This window comes from Streptococcus sp. 1559 (assembly GCF_013276735.1).
GTDB classification, from domain to species: Bacteria; Bacillota; Bacilli; order Lactobacillales; family Streptococcaceae; genus Streptococcus; species Streptococcus pseudopneumoniae.
This window is the reverse complement of record NZ_VMLO01000009.1, coordinates 48,593-66,896: the sequence shown is the minus strand read 5'-3', so window position 1 is coordinate 66,896 and position 18,304 is coordinate 48,593. Positions and strand designations below refer to the sequence as shown.

The window sequence follows — 18,304 nt, the reverse complement described above, 5'->3', positions numbered from 1 at the left end:
TTGAGGTTGCAGATAAGACTGACGAAGTCAGGAACCATACCTACGGTAAGGCGACGTTGACGCGGTTTGAAGAGATTTTCGAAGAGTATTAACTAGGAGAAGTTATGCGTCTTATCTATCTAATTATTGGTTTTTTATCACTGGCCTTGGCTATTGTTGGAGTTGTTTTACCCTTGTTGCCGACAACGCCTTTCCTTTTGTTGTCTATTGCTTGTTTCTCCAGAAGTTCCAAGCGCTTCGAAGATTGGCTTTACCATACCAAGCTCTATCAAACATATGTAGCTGATTTTCGCGAGACTAAGTCTATTGCGCGTGAACGCAAGAAAAAAATCATCGTATCTATCTACATTTTGATGGGAATTTCCATTTATTTTGCTCCTCTCTTACCTGTCAAAATTGGTCTAGGAGCCTTGACCATCTTTATCACTTATTATCTCTTCAAGGTCATTCCAGACAAAGAATAGTTAAAATAGTAGTTATTTGCCTTGATAAAAATGAAAGCATATTCACAACAATATGATATAATGAATTTAAAGTAATCTTCAAGGAGAATCAAATGATTTACGAATTTTGTGCTGAAAATGTGACCTTGCTTGAAAAAGCGATGCAGGCTGGAGCTCGTCGAATTGAACTCTGTGATAATCTAGCAGTGGGAGGAACAACACCAAGCTATGGAGTGACCAAGGCAGCGATTGAATTGGCGACTAACTACGATACGACCATTATGACCATGATTCGTCCACGTGGTGGCGACTTTGTCTACAATGACCTAGAAATTGCTATTATGCTAGAAGACATTCGGTTGACTGCTCAGGCTGGAAGTCAAGGGGTTGTATTTGGGGCTTTAACTGGTGAGAAGAAGTTGGATAAGCCTAATCTGGAGAAGCTAATTGAGGCTTCAAAAGGAATGGAAATTGTCTTTCACATGGCCTTTGATGAATTGAGCGAAGAAGACCAGTTAGAAGCTATTGACTGGCTCAGCCAAGCTGGTGTCACTCGTATCTTAACTCGTGCTGGAGTATCTGGTGACTCGCTAGACAAACGTTTTGCTCACTATCACAGAATTTTAGAGCACGCTAAAGGTAAGATTGAAATTCTACCAGGTGGGGGGATTGACTTGGACAACCGTCAAACCTTTATTGACCAGCTGGGGGTAACACAATTGCATGGCACTAAGGTTGTCTTTTAAAAAATAGAAAGGAACTGCTAGCTTTTGGTAGCAGTTTTAACTTATGTTTGAAATTTTTAAATCCTATCAGTTTAATCACGAAAAGGCTAAAGCTTTTGGTTTTGTAGAAAATAGTGGAGTCTGGACCTATAGTTGCCAGATTTTGCAGGGTGACTTTGTCATGATTGTATCCATCACTGCTGATAATGTGAGTTTTCAAGTCTTTGACCAGGAAACGGGCGACCTCTATCCTCAAGTTCATATGGAAAGTATGCGTGGGAGTTTTGTAGGAAGTGTCCGTGAGGCTTGTCTGGAGATTCTTTACCAGATTCGGAAGGCTTGTTTTGATGTGCAAGATTTTATCTGTCCTCAGACTAAGCGTATCATGGTTCAGGTTCAGGAAAAGTATGGAAACCAGTTGGAGTATCTGTGGGAGAAATCGCCTGATACGGCAGTATTAAGACATGAAGGAAATCAAAAGTGGTATGCCGTCTTGATGAAAATCTCTTGGGATAAGCTGGAAAAGGGTAGAGAAGGTTTAGTCGAAGCAGTCAACCTCAAACATGATCAAGTAGTGGACCTGCTTTCACAAAAGGGTATTTATCCAGCTTTTCATATGAACAAACGCTACTGGATTAGTGTGGCTTTTGATGATACGTTGTCAGATGAAATGGTACTGGAATTGATAGAAAGAAGCTGGAATTTAACTTCTAAAAAATGAAATATTTCAAGGATTTTCAATAACTTTCAATTAGCTAAATATTCTCTACTGAAGAAATTTTCAGAAAATATTTGATTTTTTCTTGACAAGAGCTTTTGCCTATGCTAAAATACTAAACAAGATATCAAACGAAGGAGAAAGTCAAACATGAAAACAGCTAAGTTTAATCAATTTGCTTTGTTGTTGAGGTACTCGGGCTAGTGCAAAATGCATTAGTCCTGTTTGGCTTACCAAGCGGGAGTAAATCAACATCTCGCTTGGGTTTCTGAGCGAGATGTTTTTTTAAAATCACATTTGGAAAAGGGGAAATCTTATGAGAACAGTTGAATTTCTAGATACCAGCCTTCGGGATGGAGAGCAGACACCTGGCGTTAATTTTTCAATCAAGGAAAAAATTGCCATTGCAAGGCAGCTGGAGAAATGGGGCATTTCAGCCATAGAAGCTGGTTTTCCGGCGGCTAGTCCTGATTCATTCACAGCAGTGCAGGAGATTGCTAAGGCCTTGAAGAAAACAGCGGTGACTGGTTTGGCACGCTCTGTCAAGTCTGATATTGATGCATGTTATGAGGCCCTCAAGGACGCCAAGTATCCACAGGTTCACGTCTTTATCGCTACTAGTCCTATTCACCGCAAGTATAAGCTCAATAAGAGCAAGGAAGAGATTTTGGAAGCTATTAAGGAACATGTTTCTTATGCTCGTTCTAAGTTTGAGATTGTCGAATTCTCTCCTGAAGATGCGACTAGAACAGAGTTGGATTTCCTCTTGCAAGTTGTTCAAACAGCGGTCGATGCAGGGGCGTCTTATATCAATATCCCTGATACGGTTGGATTTACCACGCCAGAGGAGTACGGTGCTATCTTCAAATACTTGATTGAGAATGTCAAGACGGATCGTCAGATTATCTATTCGCCTCACTGCCACGATGACCTCGGAATGGCAGTAGCTAATAGCCTTGCTGCTGTCAAGAATGGTGCAGGACGTGTTGAAGGAACTATCAACGGTATTGGTGAGAGAGCTGGAAATGCTGCTTTGGAAGAAATAGCAGTTGCTCTCAATATTCGCCAAGATTACTACCAAGCAGAAACCAGTATTGTCCTAAATGAGACCATCAATACATCAGAAATGATTTCTCGCTTCTCAGGTATTCCAGTTCCTAAAAACAAGGCCGTCGTTGGTGGCAATGCCTTCTCTCACGAATCTGGTATTCACCAAGATGGAGTTCTTAAAAATCCTCTTACTTATGAGATTATCACCCCTGAATTGGTTGGTGTTAAGAGTAATAGTCTTCCGCTTGGAAAATTGTCTGGTCGCCATGCCTTTGTTGAGAAACTAAGAGAATTGGCCCTAGATTTTACAGAAGAGGACATCAAATCACTCTTTGCGAAGTTCAAGGCACTGGCCGATAAGAAACAAGAAATCACAGATGCAGATATTCGAGCTTTGGTAGCTGGAACCATGGTTGAAAATCCAGAAGGATTCCACTTTGATGATTTACAACTTCAAACTCATGCAGATAATGACATTGAAGCACTCGTTAGCCTAGCCAATATGGATGGTGAGAAAGTTGATTTCAATGCGACAGGGCAAGGTTCCGTTGAAGCGATCTTTAACGCTATCGACAAATTCTTTAACCAATCCGTCCGCTTGGTGTCCTACACTATTGACGCTGTGACAGATGGAATTGATGCCCAAGCTCGGGTTTTGGTCACTGTTGAAAACAGAGATACAGAAACCATCTTTAATGCAGCAGGTCTTGATTTCGATGTGTTGAAGGCTTCGGCTATTGCCTACATCAATGCTAATACCTTTGTTCAAAAAGAGAATGCTGGTGAAATGGGACGCAGTGTTTCTTACCGCGATATGCCTAGTGTGTAAAGGAGAAGGCTATGACAAAGAAAATAGTAGCTCTAGCAGGGGACGGAATTGGCCCAGAAATCATGGAGGCTGGTTTAGAAGTTCTGGAGGCTCTAGCTGAAAAAACAGATTTTGACTATGAGGTTGACAGACGACCCTTCGGAGGTGCAGGTATTGATGCAGCAGGGCATCCCTTACCTGATGAAACCCTCAAGGCATGTAGAGAAGCAGATGCCATTCTCCTAGCGGCTATCGGTAGTCCTCAGTATGATGGGGCAGCGATTCGGCCTGAACAAGGCTTGCTGGCTCTCCGTAAGAAACTCAATCTCTATGCTAATATTCGCCCTGTAAAAATCTTTGACAGTCTTAAGCATTTGTCACCACTCAAACCGGAACGAATTGCTGGTGTAGACTTTGTCGTGGTACGTGAGTTGACAGGTGGGATTTACTTTGGGAATCATATCCTTGAAGAGCGCAAAGCGTGTGATATCAACGACTATAGCTATGAGGAAGTAGAACGTATTATTCGCAAGGCCTTTGAAATCGCAAGAAATCGCAGAAAAATCCTTACTAGTATCGATAAGCAAAATGTGTTGGCAACATCAAAACTCTGGCGGAAAGTAGCTGAGGAAGTCGCGCAGGATTTCCCAGATGTAACCTTGGAACACCAGTTAGTGGACTCAGCTGCCATGCTCATGATTACCAATCCTACTAAGTTTGATGTCATCGTGACAGAAAATCTTTTCGGAGATATTCTATCTGATGAATCAAGCGTTTTATCTGGTACACTTGGAGTCATGCCATCAGCCAGTCATTCTGAAAATGGTCCAAGTCTCTATGAGCCAATTCACGGTTCAGCACCTGATATTGCAGGTCAAGGAATTGCCAATCCTATCTCCATGATTTTATCAGTGGCCATGATGTTGAGAGATAGTTTTGGACGTTATGAGGATGCAGAGCGTATCGAGCGTGCTGTTGAGGCAAGTCTGGCGGCAGGAATTTTAACAAGAGATATAGGTGGACAGGCTTCGACCAAGGAAATGACGGAAGCTATTATTGCAAGGTTATGAAGTTAGACGAAAAAATTACTCTAGTCCTTTTGATTTGGAATGTCATGGTTTTCTTGATTTATGGCATTGACAAATCCAAGGCAAGGAGAAGAGCTTGGCGCATCCCAGAGAAAATCTTACTTATTTTAGCCTTTGCTTGTGGTGGATTTGGTGCTTGGTTAGCAGGAATCGCCTTTCACCACAAGACTAGAAAATGGTATTTTAAAACGGTTTGGTTTCTTGGGATGGTGACCACACTAGTAGCCTTATATTTTATTTGGAGGTAATGGATGGCAGGAAAAACGATTTTTGATAAATTATGGGAGCGTCATGTCATCACAGGAGAAGAGGGGCAGCCCCAACTCATGTATGTGGATCAACACTATATTCACGAGGTGACCAGTCCCCAAGCCTTTCAAGGATTACGAGACGCAGGTCGTAGATTGAGACGACCAGATTTGACATTTGGAACCTTTGACCACAATGTCCCGACGGTCAATATCTATGATATTCGAGATGTCATTTCGAAAGCGCAAATTGATAAGTTAGCTGAAAATGTTGAGGAGTTTGGGATCGAACATGCTGCTCACGGTTCTGAGAAGCAAGGGATTGTTCACATGGTTGGTCCAGAAACAGGACGAACCCAACCAGGGAAGTTCATCGTCTGTGGAGACAGCCATACAGCAACCCACGGGGCTTTCGGAGCAATCGCCTTTGGAATTGGAACTAGTGAAGTCGAACATGTCTTTGCGACACAGACACTCTGGCAGGTCAAACCCAAGAAAATGCTGGTAGAATTCACTGGAGTTCCTCAAAAAGGAGTTTATTCCAAGGATTTCATTTTAGCCTTGATTGCCAAGTATGGCGTTGCTTGCGGCGTTGGATACGTGGTGGAATATCGTGGACAAGCAATTGATGCACTGAGCATGGAAGAGCGCATGACCATCTGCAATATGTCCATCGAGTTTGGATCCAAGATGGGGATTATGAATCCGGATCAAACCACCTATGATTATCTCAAGGGACGGGAGTGTGTTCCAGAGGACTTTGAAGAGGCTGTGGCTGATTGGAAAACAATTGTCAGTGATGAGGATGCCGTTTATGATAAGGTTATCCAGATGGATGTCTCAGGATTGGCTCCCATGGTAACTTGGGGAACCAATCCCGCTATGGGGGTTGACTTTGACAGTAGCTTCCCAGAAATTAAAGATATGAATGATGAGCGAGCTTACAACTACATGGACTTAGAGCCAGGTCAAAAGCCAGCTGATATTGAACTAGGCTATATCTTTATAGGTTCATGTACCAATGCTCGTCTCAGCGACTTGCAACTGGCTGCGCGATTTGTCAAAGGGAAGAAAATAGCTCCTAACTTAACGGCTATCGTAGTCCCAGGCTCTCGTCCTGTCAAACGAGCTGCTGAGAAGTTGGGATTGGACAAGGTCTTTCTGGATGCTGGATTTGAGTGGAGAGACCCGGGTTGCTCCATGTGCCTAGGGATGAATCCTGATAAGGTACCTGATGGTGTTCACTGTGCCTCAACAAGCAACCGCAACTTTGAAGACAGACAAGGCTTTGGTGCTAAGACCCACCTCTGCAGTCCAGCCATGGCAGCAGCAGCAGCTATTGCAGGGCGCTTTGTAGATGTTCGGAAAATGCCAGAAGCCCAGTAAGGAGAGGATATGGAGAAATTTACAGTTTATACGGGAACGACCGTTCCTCTCATGAATGATAACATCGACACCGACCAAATCCTACCCAAGCAGTTTCTCAAGTTAATTGATAAAAAAGGCTTTGGTAAGTACCTCATGTATGCTTGGCGTTATTTGGATGACAAGTATACTGAGGATCCAGACTTTGTCTTTAACCGACCTGAATATCGGAAAGCTAGTATTCTCATTTCAGGGGATAACTTTGGGGCAGGGTCTTCTAGGGAACATGCAGCTTGGGCCTTAGCAGACTATGGTTTTAAGGTCGTGATTGCAGGATCTTTTGGTGACATTCATTACAATAATGAACTCAATAATGGCATGTTACCTATTGTTCAGGCTAGAGAGGTTAGAGAGAAACTAGCCCAGCTAAAACCAACCGATCAGGTAACTGTGGACTTGGAACAACAAAAAATCATCTCACCAATTGGAGAATTCACTTTTGAAATCGATAGTGAATGGAAACACAAACTCTTAAATGGTTTGGATGATATCGGTATTACCTTGCAGTATGAAGATTTGATTGCTGCTTATGAAAAACAACGACCAGCCTACTGGCAGGATTAGAAGAAAAATAGAAAAGGAAATAGAACTATGACAAAACACATTCAATGGAAGGGAACACTTTCACAAGAAGGCTATGACATTTTAAAAGGTGAGGGTGGATGTATCGTTTGCCCTACAAAAGTTGGTTACATTATTATGACTAGCGATAAGGCTGGTCTTGAACGTAAGTTTGAAGCTAAAGAGCGTAACCGTAACAAACCAGGTGTTGTTCTCTGCGGTAGCATGGATGAGCTTCGTGCTTTAGCACAACTTAACCCAGAAATTGAAGCCTTTTACCAAAAACATTGGGATGAAGATATTCTTCTTGGTTGTATCCTTCCTTGGAAACCAGAAGCCTTTGAAAAACTCAAAGCATACGGTGATGGCCGTGAAGAACTTATGACTGACGTGCGTGGTACTAGCTGTTTTGTTATCAAGTTTGGGAAAGCTGGTGAACAATTGGCTGCCAAACTTTGGGAAGAAGGCAAGATGGTTTATGCCTCATCAGCTAACCCATCTGGAAAAGGAAACCGTGGTAAGGTAGAAGGTATCGGAGAACGTATCGAAGGAGCTGTAGACCTTGTCATCGAAGCAGACGACTATGTGGCATCCATCCAACCTGACAAAACGATTGAAACTCGCTATGAGCAAGGCGTGATGGTGTCTATGGTCGATAAAGATGGCAAACTCATCCCAGAACAAGGGGGAGCACGATCAACTTCACCAGCTCCAGTTGTAATCCGTAAAGGGCTTGACATTGATAAGATTATGATGCACCTGTCAGATACCTTTAACTCATGGGATTACCGTCAGGGCGAGTATTATTAATATTTAAAAGAAGTCTAGTGTTATGAGACATTGAAGCTCCTGACACTGGACTTTTTATTTAATTTCTTGCTTTGCTTCTTTAATAGTGTTATTATGTAAAAAGGTATTATATGTTAATGTGAAAATGGAGGAATTTATGTCGAATATAAGAGTCTGGAAAATTTCAGTTGGTGGAACCAATAACATAAAATTGCATAAGAAATCTTTTAAGGATAATGTTCTATATATCGGATTTGATAATATAGAAGAAAAAAATTATCCTTATAATGGGGAAGAAAGACCTAGAAAACAAGAGAATCAAGTAGCACTCCTTCAAAATGGAGTCAGTATAGGAGATTTAGTAGTAGTTCCTAGGAAGAATCTACGGGCTTCTTTTTTGGCTAAAATAATTGGTCCTTATCAATATGTTGAAAATAGTGAGTTCGAAGGGTATCCAAGACGATTTAAAATCATTCCGATTAGTAAATTTGGTGATTTCCAATTAAATTCTCTTGAAACTAAGAAATGGAACTTTACAACAGTATCTTTATTAACATATTCAAGTCTTGATGAGTTATATATGGATTTTAATATTGAAAAAGATAAGATTACAGATGTTCAAAACGAGGAAAACGCATCAGAAAATATCAACGAGTATAAAAATATTTTACTTTCATCCAAAAACCTCATCCTCCGAGGTGCACCTGGTACAGGAAAAACTTATCTTGCTAAAGAAATTGCTAAAGAGTTAACGGAAGGCCATGAGGAGCAAATCGGCTTTGTACAGTTTCATCCATCCTATGACTATACGGATTTTGTAGAGGGGTTGCGACCGCTTCCAGGTGATGATGGGCAGATAAACTTCGGATTGCAGGGTGGAATTTTTAAAAATTTTTGCGAAAGAGCTAAATTAGCGCAAAAGACAGGCGGTCAGGATAATTTTGAGGAAGCCTGGGAATCTTATTTGGAGTTTATAAATACCACTGAAGAGAAGGAGTATTTAACAAAGACATCTTACTTGTCAGTTAATAGCAGGCAAAATTTATCTGTCAATTATGATAGTGGAGTATCTGGATGGACATTGCCTCGACATTATGTTTATGAATTATATAAAAATAAGAATTATGATAAGCAAAGATATTATAAGAGTGGCGGAAAAACAGTCCTAAAAGTCTTGAAAGAAAGGTTTGCATTAAAAACTTTTAAAGAAGCAGATGTAATATCAAGTATTAAAAACTTCGTCTTCATCATCGATGAAATCAACCGTGGTGAGATTTCTAAGATTTTTGGAGAACTCTTTTTCTCAATTGATCCTAGCTATCGTGGTGAAAAGGGAAGTGTTTCTACCCAATATGCCAATCTACACGAAAGTGATGACAAGTTTTATATTCCTGAGAATATCTATATTATAGGGACCATGAACGACATTGACCGTTCGGTGGATACCTTTGATTTTGCTATGCGTCGTCGCTTTCGTTTTGTAGAAATAACAGCTGAAAGTCAGTTAGGAATGCTAGATGAAGAACTCAAAGACGGTGCGGAAGAAGCAAAACTTCGTCTTAGAAATTTGAATGCTGCTATTGAAAACGTTCAGGAATTAAACAGTCATTACCATATAGGGCCAAGTTATTTCCTTAAGTTGAAGGATGTAGATTTTGACTATGAATTACTCTGGTCTGATTATCTCGAACCGCTTTTGGAAGACTACTTGCGTGGTTTTTATAAGGAAGATGAAACCCTTAAAACATTGAAAAAAGCATTTAACAAAACAACTAGTGAGGAAGCAAGTCAGTCAGATAAGAGTGACGATGAAAGCGTTGAGAGTGATGATGCGGATAACTGATAATCAGTATAAAATTACTAAAGAAGACTTTGTCGCAGAATATCCCAAACTAAACAAACTTCTTTTAGATAGAACATTAGGAAATCTTTCTCAAGAAGACAGTATCTTTGTTTTCCCAAATGACCTACAATATTCTCCAGATTTGGATAAGAAACAAAAGATTTTGGAAACGGTCAATCAGGAAATCAAGACAGGAAATGTGATTGGTTTTCTGGGGTGTGGTCAGGAAAGATTAACAATCTCCTCTCGTTTTTCGATTAAAGGTGATGACTATTTTTTACATTATCTTTTACAAAAGGTTCTTCATATCAATCTTACTAGTTTAGATGTATCTTTGTCGCGTGAAGATAAACTCTATCAACTTTTGATGTATCTCTTTCCCAAGTATCTTCAAGCTGCTCTCCGAAAAGGTCTTTATAAGGAATATCAGAGATTTTTCCATAACGATAGTCATGTAAAAGGAGTAGTTGATGTAGGAAATCATCTCAAGAAAAATCTTCCTTTCACGGGAAATATTGCCTACACAACGAGAGAGTTCACCTATGATAATCCTATCATGCAGTTAATTCGGCATACGATTGAGTACATAAAGACTCAAAAAAGCTTTGGAGTTATGCTCGATAGTGATCGTGAAACAATAGCTGAAATTACTCGTGTAACCCCTGCCTATAAACTAGCTGATCGTGTGAAGATTATTCGGGGAAATCAATCTAAACCTCTACGTCATGCATACTTTAATGAGTACAGAAAGTTACAAGAACTTTGTCTGATGATTCTAAACCAAGAAAAGCACGGTTTAGGGTATCAAAATCAAAAAATTCATGGTATTCTTTTTGATGTTGCCTGGCTTTGGGAAGAGTATGTTCATATTTTGTTGCCAAAAGATTTTATCCATCCACGGAATAAAGATAAGACGGACGGAATTTCAGTATTTTCTAGTCAAGAAAGAAAAGTATATCCAGATTTTTATCAAGAAGAGCTTAAAATAGTATTAGATGCTAAATATAAAAAGCTTGAAAAGGCTGAAAAAGGAATAAATCGTGAGGACTTGTTCCAGCTGATTTCCTATTCTTATATTTTAAAAGCTGAGAAGGCTGGACTGATTTTTCCTAGTATGGAGCAGTCAGTAAATAGTGAAATAGGAAAAGTAGCTGGCTATGGAGCTCAATTGAAGAAGTGGTCTATTCGAATCCCTCAGAATGCCTCATCCTATAGTGCATTTTGTAAAATGATGGAAAATTCAGAAGAAAATTTTAAAGCGATTATTGATGAAGAAGTGGGGAGAAAATAATTTCCCCTCTTTCTTTTATTTTTAACACAAGCAAAACCCGAACGATACATTTTAATTTATAAAATTATTTGACAAAAACTGTACTTTGGTTTATAATAAATTAAGGAAACGTCGGAAAAGGCGTAGTGATGCGAGAGCATAGGTAGGTCATTACAAAAGAAACGAGACATCGATATGTTAAATGAATTTCCAATTTTTGATTACGAAGATATTCAATTGATTCCAAATAAATGTGTGATTAAAAGCCGTGCAGAAGCGGACACAAGTGTCACTCTAGGAAATCACACCTTTAAACTACCTGTTGTGCCAGCTAATATGCAGACGATTTTGGATGAAAATGTAGCAGAGCAACTGGCTAAAGGTGGGTACTTCTACATTATGCACCGTTTTGATGAGGCAGGACGCATTCCTTTTATTAAACGCATGCACGATCAAGGGCTCATTGCTTCTATCTCTGTCGGTGTTAAGGATTATGAGTATGATTTTGTCAGCGAGCTCAAGGCTGATGCTCCAGAATACATCACGATTGATATTGCCCATGGTCATGCGGATAGCGTGATTTCTATGATTCAACACATTAAGAAAGAATTGCCAGATACTTTTGTCATTGCTGGAAATGTGGGAACACCAGAAGCTGTGCGTGAATTGGAAAATGCTGGTGCGGATGCCACTAAGGTCGGAATCGGTCCTGGTAAGGTTTGTATCACTAAGGTTAAGACTGGTTTTGGTACAGGTGGTTGGCAGTTGGCTGCTCTCCGTTGGTGTGCCAAGGCTGCGCGTAAACCGATTATCGCTGATGGAGGAATTCGTACTCACGGTGATATTGCCAAGTCTATTCGTTTTGGTGCCAGCATGGTCATGATTGGGTCCCTCTTTGCAGGACATATTGAAAGTCCAGGGAAAACGATTGAAGTTGATGGTGAACAGTTCAAAGAATATTATGGTTCAGCCTCACAATATCAAAAAGGTGCTTACAAAAATGTGGAAGGAAAACGCATCTTACTTCCTGCCAAAGGTCATTTACAAGACACTTTAACTGAGATGGAACAAGACCTTCAAAGTGCTATTTCTTATGCAGGTGGACGTCAGGTTGCTGACCTTAAACACGTTGATTATGTGATCGTGAAAAACTCCATCTGGAATGGGGATGCTTCCCACTAGGACGGGCTATTTGACCAGAAAAAACTTGTTATTAGAGCAAATTTCTGTTATAATAAAACAAGTTTCCACCCTTAGTGTAATGGATATCACGTAAGATTCCGGTTCTTGAGATGGGGGTTCGATTCCCTCAGGGTGGATGTAAACATCCTAAAAAGCCTTTAGTAGGGCTTTTTTTATCTTGCCCCCAATTTGCCTCTAAGACTGAAAACTTCATTCTAAAGAATGCCCAAATGCTCTCCAGTCCCGTTTTAGAGTGACTCAGGAGGCTTTTTTTGATATAATAAAAAGGACTGTTATCAGTTAGAAAGAGGTTGGTATGAAAGAATTACAAACTGTACTTAAAAACCATTTTGCAATCGAATTTGCAGACAAAAAGTTACTGGAAACTGCTTTTACTCATACGAGTTATGCCAATGAGCATCGCCTCTTAAAAATTTCACACAATGAACGCTTGGAATTTTTAGGAGACGCTGTTCTACAGTTATTGATTTCAGAATATCTGTATAAAAAATATCCTAAAAAGCCTGAGGGTGATTTGTCTAAACTCCGTGCCATGATTGTTCGCGAGGAGAGTTTGGCTGGTTTTGCGCGTGATTGCCAGTTTGATCAGTTTATCAAGCTGGGTAAGGGGGAAGAAAAGTCTGGTGGACGCAATCGTGACACCATTCTTGGTGATGCCTTCGAAGCCTTTCTTGGTGCTCTCCTTTTGGACAAGGATGTGGCCAGGGTCAAGGAATTTATCTATCAAGTCATGATTCCTAAGGTTGAAGCAGGCGAATTTGAAATGATTACAGACTACAAAACCCATCTCCAAGAGTTACTTCAGGTCAATGGAGATGTGGCTATTCGTTATCAGGTAATTTCTGAAACGGGTCCTGCCCACGATAAGGTCTTTGATGTAGAAGTTCTTGTCGAAGGTAAGAGCATTGGTCAAGGTCAAGGTCGTTCTAAGAAACTAGCAGAGCAGGAAGCTGCCAAAAATGCCGTTGAGAAAGGGCTGGATTCATGTATTTAAAGGAAATCGAAATTCAGGGATTCAAGTCTTTTGCTGATAAGACCAAGGTCGTTTTTGACCAAGGTGTGACGGCAGTTGTTGGACCCAATGGATCTGGAAAGTCAAATATTACAGAAAGTCTGCGTTGGGCCTTGGGGGAGTCAAGTGTTAAGAGTCTCCGTGGCGGCAAGATGCCGGATGTCATTTTTGCTGGAACTGAAAGTCGCAAACCGCTCAATTATGCTTCTGTAGTTGTGACTCTGGATAATCAAGATGGATTTATCAAGGATGCTAGTCAAGAAATCAAGGTCGAGCGCCATATCTATCGTAGTGGAGATAGTGAATACAAGATTGACGGTAAGAAAGTCCGTCTGCGTGATATTCATGATCTTTTCTTGGATACAGGTTTGGGACGAGATTCCTTCTCTATCATTTCCCAAGGGAAGGTTGAGGAGATTTTCAATTCCAAGCCTGAAGAACGCCGTGCAATTTTTGAAGAAGCTGCTGGAGTTTTGAAATACAAGACTCGTAGAAAAGAGACTGAGAGCAAATTGCAACAAACTCAGGATAATTTAGACCGCCTTGAAGACATTATCTACGAGTTGGATAATCAAATCAAGCCTCTTGAGAAGCAAGCTGAGAATGCCCGTAAGTTTCTAGACTTGGAAGGTCAACGCAAGGCTATTTACTTGGATGTCCTTGTTGCTCAAATCAAGGAAAATAAAGCTGAACTAGACTCGACAGAAGAAGAGTTGGCACAGGTTCAAGAACTCTTGACTAGTTATTACCAAAAGCGTGAAAAATTAGAAGAAGAAAATCAGAATCTCAAGAAGCAACGCCAAGATTTACAGGCTGAAATGGCCAAAGACCAAGGCAGTTTGATGGATTTGACCAGTCTGATTAGTGATTTAGAGAGAAAATTAGCCCTATCGAAATTAGAATCTGAGCAAGTAGCCCTCAATCAACAGGAGGCACAAGCCCGTTTGGCTGCTTTGGAGGATAAGAGAAATTTACTCAGCCAAGAAAAATCTGATAAGGAAAGCTCTTTGGCACTTTTAGAGGAAAATCTAGTCCAAAATAATCAAAAACTCAATCGACTAGAGGCTGAATTGCTGGCTTTTTCAGATGATCCTGATCAGATGATTGAGCTTTTGCGTGAACGCTTTGTAGCTCTTTTACAAGAAGAAGCGGATGTCTCAAACCAACTGACTCGTATTGAGAATGAGTTGGAAAATAGTCGTCAGCTTTCTCAAAAACAAGCAGATCAATTAGAAAAGCTGAAAGAACAGCTGGCTACAGCTAAAGAGAAGGCTAGTCAGCAAAAGGCGGAGCTTGAATCTGCTAAGGAGCAGGTTCAGAAATTACTGGTCGACTACCAAGCTATTGCCAAGGAGCAAGAGGAGCAGAAAGCTTCCTATCAAGCTCAACAAAGTCAACTCTTTGACCGTCTGGATAATCTCAAAAACAAGCAGGCCAGAGCTCAAAGTTTGGAAAATATCCTGAGAAATCATAGTAACTTTTATGCAGGTGTTAAGAGTGTCCTCCAAGAAAAAGACCGCCTTGGTGGGATTATTGGGGCAGTTAGTGAGCATCTGACCTTTGATGTTCATTATCAAACTGCCTTAGAGATTGCGCTTGGAGCAAGCAGTCAGCACATCATCGTAGAGGATGAGAACGCGGCGACTAAGGCGATTGATTTCCTAAAGCGCAACAGGGCTGGTCGCGCAACCTTCCTTCCGTTGACAACGATCAAGGCGCGTACGATTTCTAGTCAGAATCAAGATGCTATCGCTGCAAGTCCGGGATTTCTGGGCATGGCAGATGAGTTGGTGACATTCGATACTAGACTGGAAGCTATTTTCAAGAATTTACTAGCTACGACAGCGATTTTTGATACAGTAGAACATGCGCGTGAAGCTGCTCGACAAGTTCGTTATCAGGTTCGCATGGTGACATTGGATGGGACAGAGTTGCGTACAGGTGGTTCCTATGCAGGTGGAGCTAATCGCCAGAATAACAGCATTTTCATCAAGCCAGAACTGGAGCAATTACAAAAAGAAATTGCTGAAGAAGAAGCAAGTCTTCGTTCAGAAGAAGTGGCTTTGAAGACCTTACAAGACCAGATGGCTAGATTGACCGAATCATTAGAAGCTATCAAATATCAAGGAGAGCAGGCTCGTATTCAGGAGCAAGGCTTGTCCCTCGCTTATCAGCAAACTAGTCAGCAAGTTGAAGAGCTAGAAACTCTTTGGAAACTCCAAGAAGAGGAATTAGATCGTCTTACTGAGGGAGATTGGCAAGCGGATAAGGAAAAATGCCAAGAGTGCCTTGCTACTATCGCCAGTGACAAGCAAAATCTGGAAGCTGAGATTGAAGAGATTAAGTCTAACAAAAACGCCATCCAAGAACGTTATCAAAACTTGCAGGAAGAGCTAGCGCAAGCTCGCCTGCTTAAGACAGAACTGCAAGGACAAAAACGTTATGAAGTTGCTGATATTGAACGTTTAGGCAAGGAATTGGATAATCTGAATATCGAGCAAGAGGAAATTCAGTGCCTTCTTCAAGAAAAGGTTGATAATCTGGAGAAGGTTGATACAGAATTGCTCAGTCAACAGTCGGAAGAAGCCAAAACTCAGAAAACAAGCCTCCAACAAGGTTTGATTCGCAAGCAGTTTGAGTTGGATGATATTGAAGGTCAGCTGGATGATATTGCTAGTCATTTGGACCAGGCTCGCCAGCAGAATGAAGAGTGGATTCGCAAGCAAACACGTGCTGAAGCCAAGAAAGAAAAGGTCAGCGAGCGCTTGCGCCATCTACAAAGTCAATTGACAGACCAGTATCAGATTAGCTATACTGAAGCACTAGAAAAGGCACATGAATTGGAAAACCTCAATCTGGCAGAGCAAGAGGTGCAGGATTTAGAGAAGGCTATTCGCACACTGGGTCCTGTCAACTTGGAAGCTATTGACCAGTATGAAGAAGTTCACAACCGTCTGGACTTTCTAAATAGTCAGCGAGATGATATTTTGTCAGCGAAAAATCTGCTCCTTGAGACTATCACAGAGATGAATGATGAGGTCAAGGAACGCTTTAAATCAACCTTTGAAGCCATTCGTGAGTCCTTTAAAGTGACATTCAAGCAGATGTTTGGTGGAGGTCAGGCGGACCTGATTTTGACTGAGGGGGATTTGCTGACAGCTGGGGTTGAGATTTCTGTTCAACCTCCAGGTAAAAAAATCCAGTCGCTTAACCTCATGAGTGGTGGTGAAAAAGCTCTGTCAGCTCTAGCTTTGCTTTTCTCTATCATTCGAGTTAAGACTATCCCATTTGTAATCTTGGATGAGGTGGAAGCTGCGCTGGATGAAGCTAATGTTAAACGTTTTGGGGATTACCTCAACCGCTTTGACAAGGACAGCCAGTTTATCGTTGTGACCCACCGTAAGGGAACCATGGCAGCTGCTGATTCTATCTATGGAGTGACCATGCAAGAATCAGGTGTCTCAAAAATTGTTTCGGTTAAGTTAAAAGATTTAGAAAGTATTGAAGGATGACAATTAAACTAGTAGCAACAGATATGGACGGAACCTTCCTGGATGAGAATGGACGCTTTGATATGGATCGCCTCAAGTCCCTTTTAGCTTCCTACAAGGAAAAAGGGATTTACTTTGCGGTGGCTTCGGGGCGCGGATTTCTATCCTTAGAAAAATTATTTGCTGATGTTCGTGATGACATCATTTTCATCGCGGAAAATGGCAGTTTGGTAGAGTATCGAGGTCAAGACTTGTATGAAGCGACCATGTCTCGTGAGTTTTATCTATCAACTTTTGAAAGGCTGAGAACTTCACCTTATGTAGATATCAATAAACTGCTCTTGACGGGAAAAAAGGGAGCTTATGTTCTAGATACGGTTGATGAGACCTATTTAAAAGTGAGTCAGCACTATAATGAAAATATCCAAAAAGTAGCGAGTCTGGAAGATATTACAGATGACATTTTCAAATTTACAACCAACTTCACAGAAGAAACGCTAGAAGCTGGTGAAACTTGGGTTAATGAAAATGTCCCTGGTGTTAAGGCCATGACAACTGGTTTTGAATCCATTGATATTGTTCTGGACTATGTCGATAAGGGTGTGGCTATTGTTGAATTAGCTAAAAAACTTGGTATCACAATGGATCAGGTTATGGCTTTTGGAGACAATCTAAATGATTTGCATATGATGCAGGTTGTGGGACATCCTGTGGCTCCTGAAAATGCACGACCAGAAATTTTAGAATTAGCAGAGACTGTGATTGGTCACCATAAAGACCAGTCGGTTATAGCTTATATGGAGGGCTTATAATGGTAGATATAAAATTGATTGCATTGGACTTGGACGGGACCTTGCTGACTACTGATAAAAGGTTGACGGATCGCACCAAGGCAACTTTGAAAGCTGCGCGTGATCGTGGTATCAAGGTCGTATTGACAACTGGTCGTCCCTTAAAAGCCATGGACTTCTTTCTCCATGAGTTAGGGACTGACGGTCAGGAAGATGAGTATACGATTACCTTTAATGGTGGTTTGGTTCAGAAAAATACAGGAGAAATCCTTGATAAAACAGTCTTTTCATATGATGATGTGGCACGCTTGTATGAAGAAACAGAGAAATTATCACTGCCTCTTGATGCCATCTCAGAAGGAACAGTTTATCAAATTCAATCTGACCAAGAAAGTCTTTATGCCAAATTTAATCCAGCTTTGACTTTTGTTCCAGTGGACTTTGAAGACCTATCTAGTCAAACGACTTACAATAAATGTGTGACTGCCTTTGCTCAAGAACCCTTGGATGCAGCTATTCAGAAGATTTCTCCAGAATTGTTTGACCAATATGAAATCTTTAAATCACGTGAAATGTTGCTAGAGTGGTCACCAAAGAATGTTCATAAAGCAACAGGTTTGGCAAAACTAATCAGCCATCTAGGAATCGACCAAAGCCAAGTCATGGCCTGTGGTGATGAAGCCAATGACCTTTCTATGATTGAATGGGCAGGACTCGGTGTTGCCATGCAAAACGCTGTTCCTGAAGTCAAGGCAGTCGCAAATGTAGTGACTCCAATGACCAATGATGAAGAAGCTGTTGCCTGGGCTATCGAAGAATATGTGCTAAAGGAGAACTAA

At 40.9% G+C, this 18,304-nt stretch carries 16 protein-coding genes and 1 tRNA gene; all 17 read left to right on the top strand.

Annotated elements, in window-relative coordinates; all coding sequences use genetic code 11:
• Positions 1 to 104: 104 nt before the first annotated feature.
• The 17 genes from HT688_RS02500 (at position 105) to HT688_RS02420 (ending at position 18,304) form a co-directional block, all read left to right on the top strand.
• The gene (locus tag HT688_RS02500; RefSeq protein WP_050083961.1) at positions 105 to 464 is read left to right on the top strand and encodes a YbaN family protein; all 360 of its coding nucleotides are present in this window, start codon (positions 105 to 107) and stop codon (positions 462 to 464) included.
• 92 nt (positions 465 to 556) lie between these two features.
• Positions 557 to 1,189, top strand: coding sequence for a copper homeostasis protein CutC (locus HT688_RS02495; protein WP_172923537.1), 633 nt, complete (start codon positions 557 to 559; stop codon positions 1,187 to 1,189).
• Positions 1,190 to 1,232: 43 nt separating this feature from the next.
• Entirely contained in the window at positions 1,233 to 1,889 is a 657-nt protein-coding gene (locus HT688_RS02490; protein WP_172923536.1) for an MmcQ/YjbR family DNA-binding protein, read from the top strand.
• A 313-nt stretch (positions 1,890 to 2,202) separates the two neighbouring features.
• The gene (locus HT688_RS02485; RefSeq protein WP_172923535.1) at positions 2,203 to 3,765 is read left to right on the top strand and encodes a 2-isopropylmalate synthase; all 1,563 of its coding nucleotides are present in this window, start codon (positions 2,203 to 2,205) and stop codon (positions 3,763 to 3,765) included.
• An 11-nt stretch (positions 3,766 to 3,776) separates the two neighbouring features.
• Positions 3,777 to 4,814: a 3-isopropylmalate dehydrogenase gene (gene leuB / locus HT688_RS02480; RefSeq protein ID WP_172923534.1), complete on the top strand. Its 1,038-nt coding sequence runs from the start codon at positions 3,777 to 3,779 to the stop codon at positions 4,812 to 4,814.
• Positions 4,811 to 5,080, top strand: a complete 270-nt coding sequence (locus tag HT688_RS02475) for a DUF1294 domain-containing protein (RefSeq protein ID WP_172923533.1) — start codon at positions 4,811 to 4,813, stop codon at positions 5,078 to 5,080. Before leuB ends, HT688_RS02475 begins: the two co-directional genes overlap by 4 nt.
• 3 nt (positions 5,081 to 5,083) lie before the next feature.
• Positions 5,084 to 6,466: a 3-isopropylmalate dehydratase large subunit gene (leuC, locus tag HT688_RS02470; protein WP_172923532.1), complete on the top strand. Its 1,383-nt coding sequence runs from the start codon at positions 5,084 to 5,086 to the stop codon at positions 6,464 to 6,466.
• Positions 6,467 to 6,475: 9 nt separating this feature from the next.
• Positions 6,476 to 7,069, top strand: coding sequence for a 3-isopropylmalate dehydratase small subunit (leuD, locus tag HT688_RS02465; protein WP_172923531.1), 594 nt, complete (start codon positions 6,476 to 6,478; stop codon positions 7,067 to 7,069).
• A gap of 27 nt (positions 7,070 to 7,096) precedes the next feature.
• On the top strand, positions 7,097 to 7,876 hold the full coding sequence (locus HT688_RS02460) for an L-threonylcarbamoyladenylate synthase (protein ID WP_000160496.1): 780 nt from the start codon (positions 7,097 to 7,099) through the stop codon (positions 7,874 to 7,876).
• A gap of 124 nt (positions 7,877 to 8,000) precedes the next feature.
• Positions 8,001 to 9,698 (top strand): AAA family ATPase, encoded by a 1,698-nt coding sequence (locus HT688_RS02455; RefSeq protein WP_524539347.1) that lies wholly within the window; start codon positions 8,001 to 8,003, stop codon positions 9,696 to 9,698.
• On the top strand, positions 9,685 to 10,989 hold the full coding sequence (locus HT688_RS02450; RefSeq protein WP_172923539.1) for an McrC family protein: 1,305 nt from the start codon (positions 9,685 to 9,687) through the stop codon (positions 10,987 to 10,989). The genes HT688_RS02455 and HT688_RS02450 overlap by 14 nt, the downstream gene beginning before the upstream one ends.
• A gap of 174 nt (positions 10,990 to 11,163) precedes the next feature.
• Complete coding sequence (locus tag HT688_RS02445) at positions 11,164 to 12,150, top strand: GMP reductase (RefSeq protein WP_172923530.1); 987 nt, start codon at positions 11,164 to 11,166, stop codon at positions 12,148 to 12,150.
• A 65-nt stretch (positions 12,151 to 12,215) separates the two neighbouring features.
• A tRNA-Arg gene (locus HT688_RS02440) sits at positions 12,216 to 12,287 on the top strand.
• Positions 12,288 to 12,466: 179 nt separating this feature from the next.
• Positions 12,467 to 13,165, top strand: coding sequence for a ribonuclease III (gene rnc, locus HT688_RS02435; RefSeq protein ID WP_138700098.1), 699 nt, complete (start codon positions 12,467 to 12,469; stop codon positions 13,163 to 13,165).
• Positions 13,156 to 16,695 carry a chromosome segregation protein SMC gene (gene smc / locus HT688_RS02430; protein WP_172923529.1) on the top strand — a complete coding sequence of 1,180 codons (3,540 nt, stop codon included), beginning with the start codon at positions 13,156 to 13,158 and terminating at the stop codon, positions 16,693 to 16,695. The genes rnc and smc overlap by 10 nt, the downstream gene beginning before the upstream one ends.
• The gene (locus HT688_RS02425; protein ID WP_172923528.1) at positions 16,692 to 17,486 is read left to right on the top strand and encodes a Cof-type HAD-IIB family hydrolase; all 795 of its coding nucleotides are present in this window, start codon (positions 16,692 to 16,694) and stop codon (positions 17,484 to 17,486) included. Before smc ends, HT688_RS02425 begins: the two co-directional genes overlap by 4 nt.
• The gene (locus HT688_RS02420) at positions 17,486 to 18,304 is read left to right on the top strand and encodes a Cof-type HAD-IIB family hydrolase (protein WP_055386921.1); all 819 of its coding nucleotides are present in this window, start codon (positions 17,486 to 17,488) and stop codon (positions 18,302 to 18,304) included. Before HT688_RS02425 ends, HT688_RS02420 begins: the two co-directional genes overlap by 1 nt.

Coding starts and splice junctions, on each gene's coding strand:
- HT688_RS02500 (WP_050083961.1), top strand. CDS start 105: ATGCGTCTTATCTATCTAATTATTGGTTTTTTATCACTGGCCTTGGCT.
- HT688_RS02495 (WP_172923537.1), top strand. CDS start 557: ATGATTTACGAATTTTGTGCTGAAAATGTGACCTTGCTTGAAAAAGCG.
- HT688_RS02490 (WP_172923536.1), top strand. CDS start 1,233: ATGTTTGAAATTTTTAAATCCTATCAGTTTAATCACGAAAAGGCTAAA.
- HT688_RS02485 (WP_172923535.1), top strand. CDS start 2,203: ATGAGAACAGTTGAATTTCTAGATACCAGCCTTCGGGATGGAGAGCAG.
- leuB (WP_172923534.1), top strand. CDS start 3,777: ATGACAAAGAAAATAGTAGCTCTAGCAGGGGACGGAATTGGCCCAGAA.
- HT688_RS02475 (WP_172923533.1), top strand. CDS start 4,811: ATGAAGTTAGACGAAAAAATTACTCTAGTCCTTTTGATTTGGAATGTC.
- leuC (WP_172923532.1), top strand. CDS start 5,084: ATGGCAGGAAAAACGATTTTTGATAAATTATGGGAGCGTCATGTCATC.
- leuD (WP_172923531.1), top strand. CDS start 6,476: ATGGAGAAATTTACAGTTTATACGGGAACGACCGTTCCTCTCATGAAT.
- HT688_RS02460 (WP_000160496.1), top strand. CDS start 7,097: ATGACAAAACACATTCAATGGAAGGGAACACTTTCACAAGAAGGCTAT.
- HT688_RS02455 (WP_524539347.1), top strand. CDS start 8,001: ATGGAGGAATTTATGTCGAATATAAGAGTCTGGAAAATTTCAGTTGGT.
- HT688_RS02450 (WP_172923539.1), top strand. CDS start 9,685: ATGCGGATAACTGATAATCAGTATAAAATTACTAAAGAAGACTTTGTC.
- HT688_RS02445 (WP_172923530.1), top strand. CDS start 11,164: ATGTTAAATGAATTTCCAATTTTTGATTACGAAGATATTCAATTGATT.
- rnc (WP_138700098.1), top strand. CDS start 12,467: ATGAAAGAATTACAAACTGTACTTAAAAACCATTTTGCAATCGAATTT.
- smc (WP_172923529.1), top strand. CDS start 13,156: ATGTATTTAAAGGAAATCGAAATTCAGGGATTCAAGTCTTTTGCTGAT.
- HT688_RS02425 (WP_172923528.1), top strand. CDS start 16,692: ATGACAATTAAACTAGTAGCAACAGATATGGACGGAACCTTCCTGGAT.
- HT688_RS02420 (WP_055386921.1), top strand. CDS start 17,486: ATGGTAGATATAAAATTGATTGCATTGGACTTGGACGGGACCTTGCTG.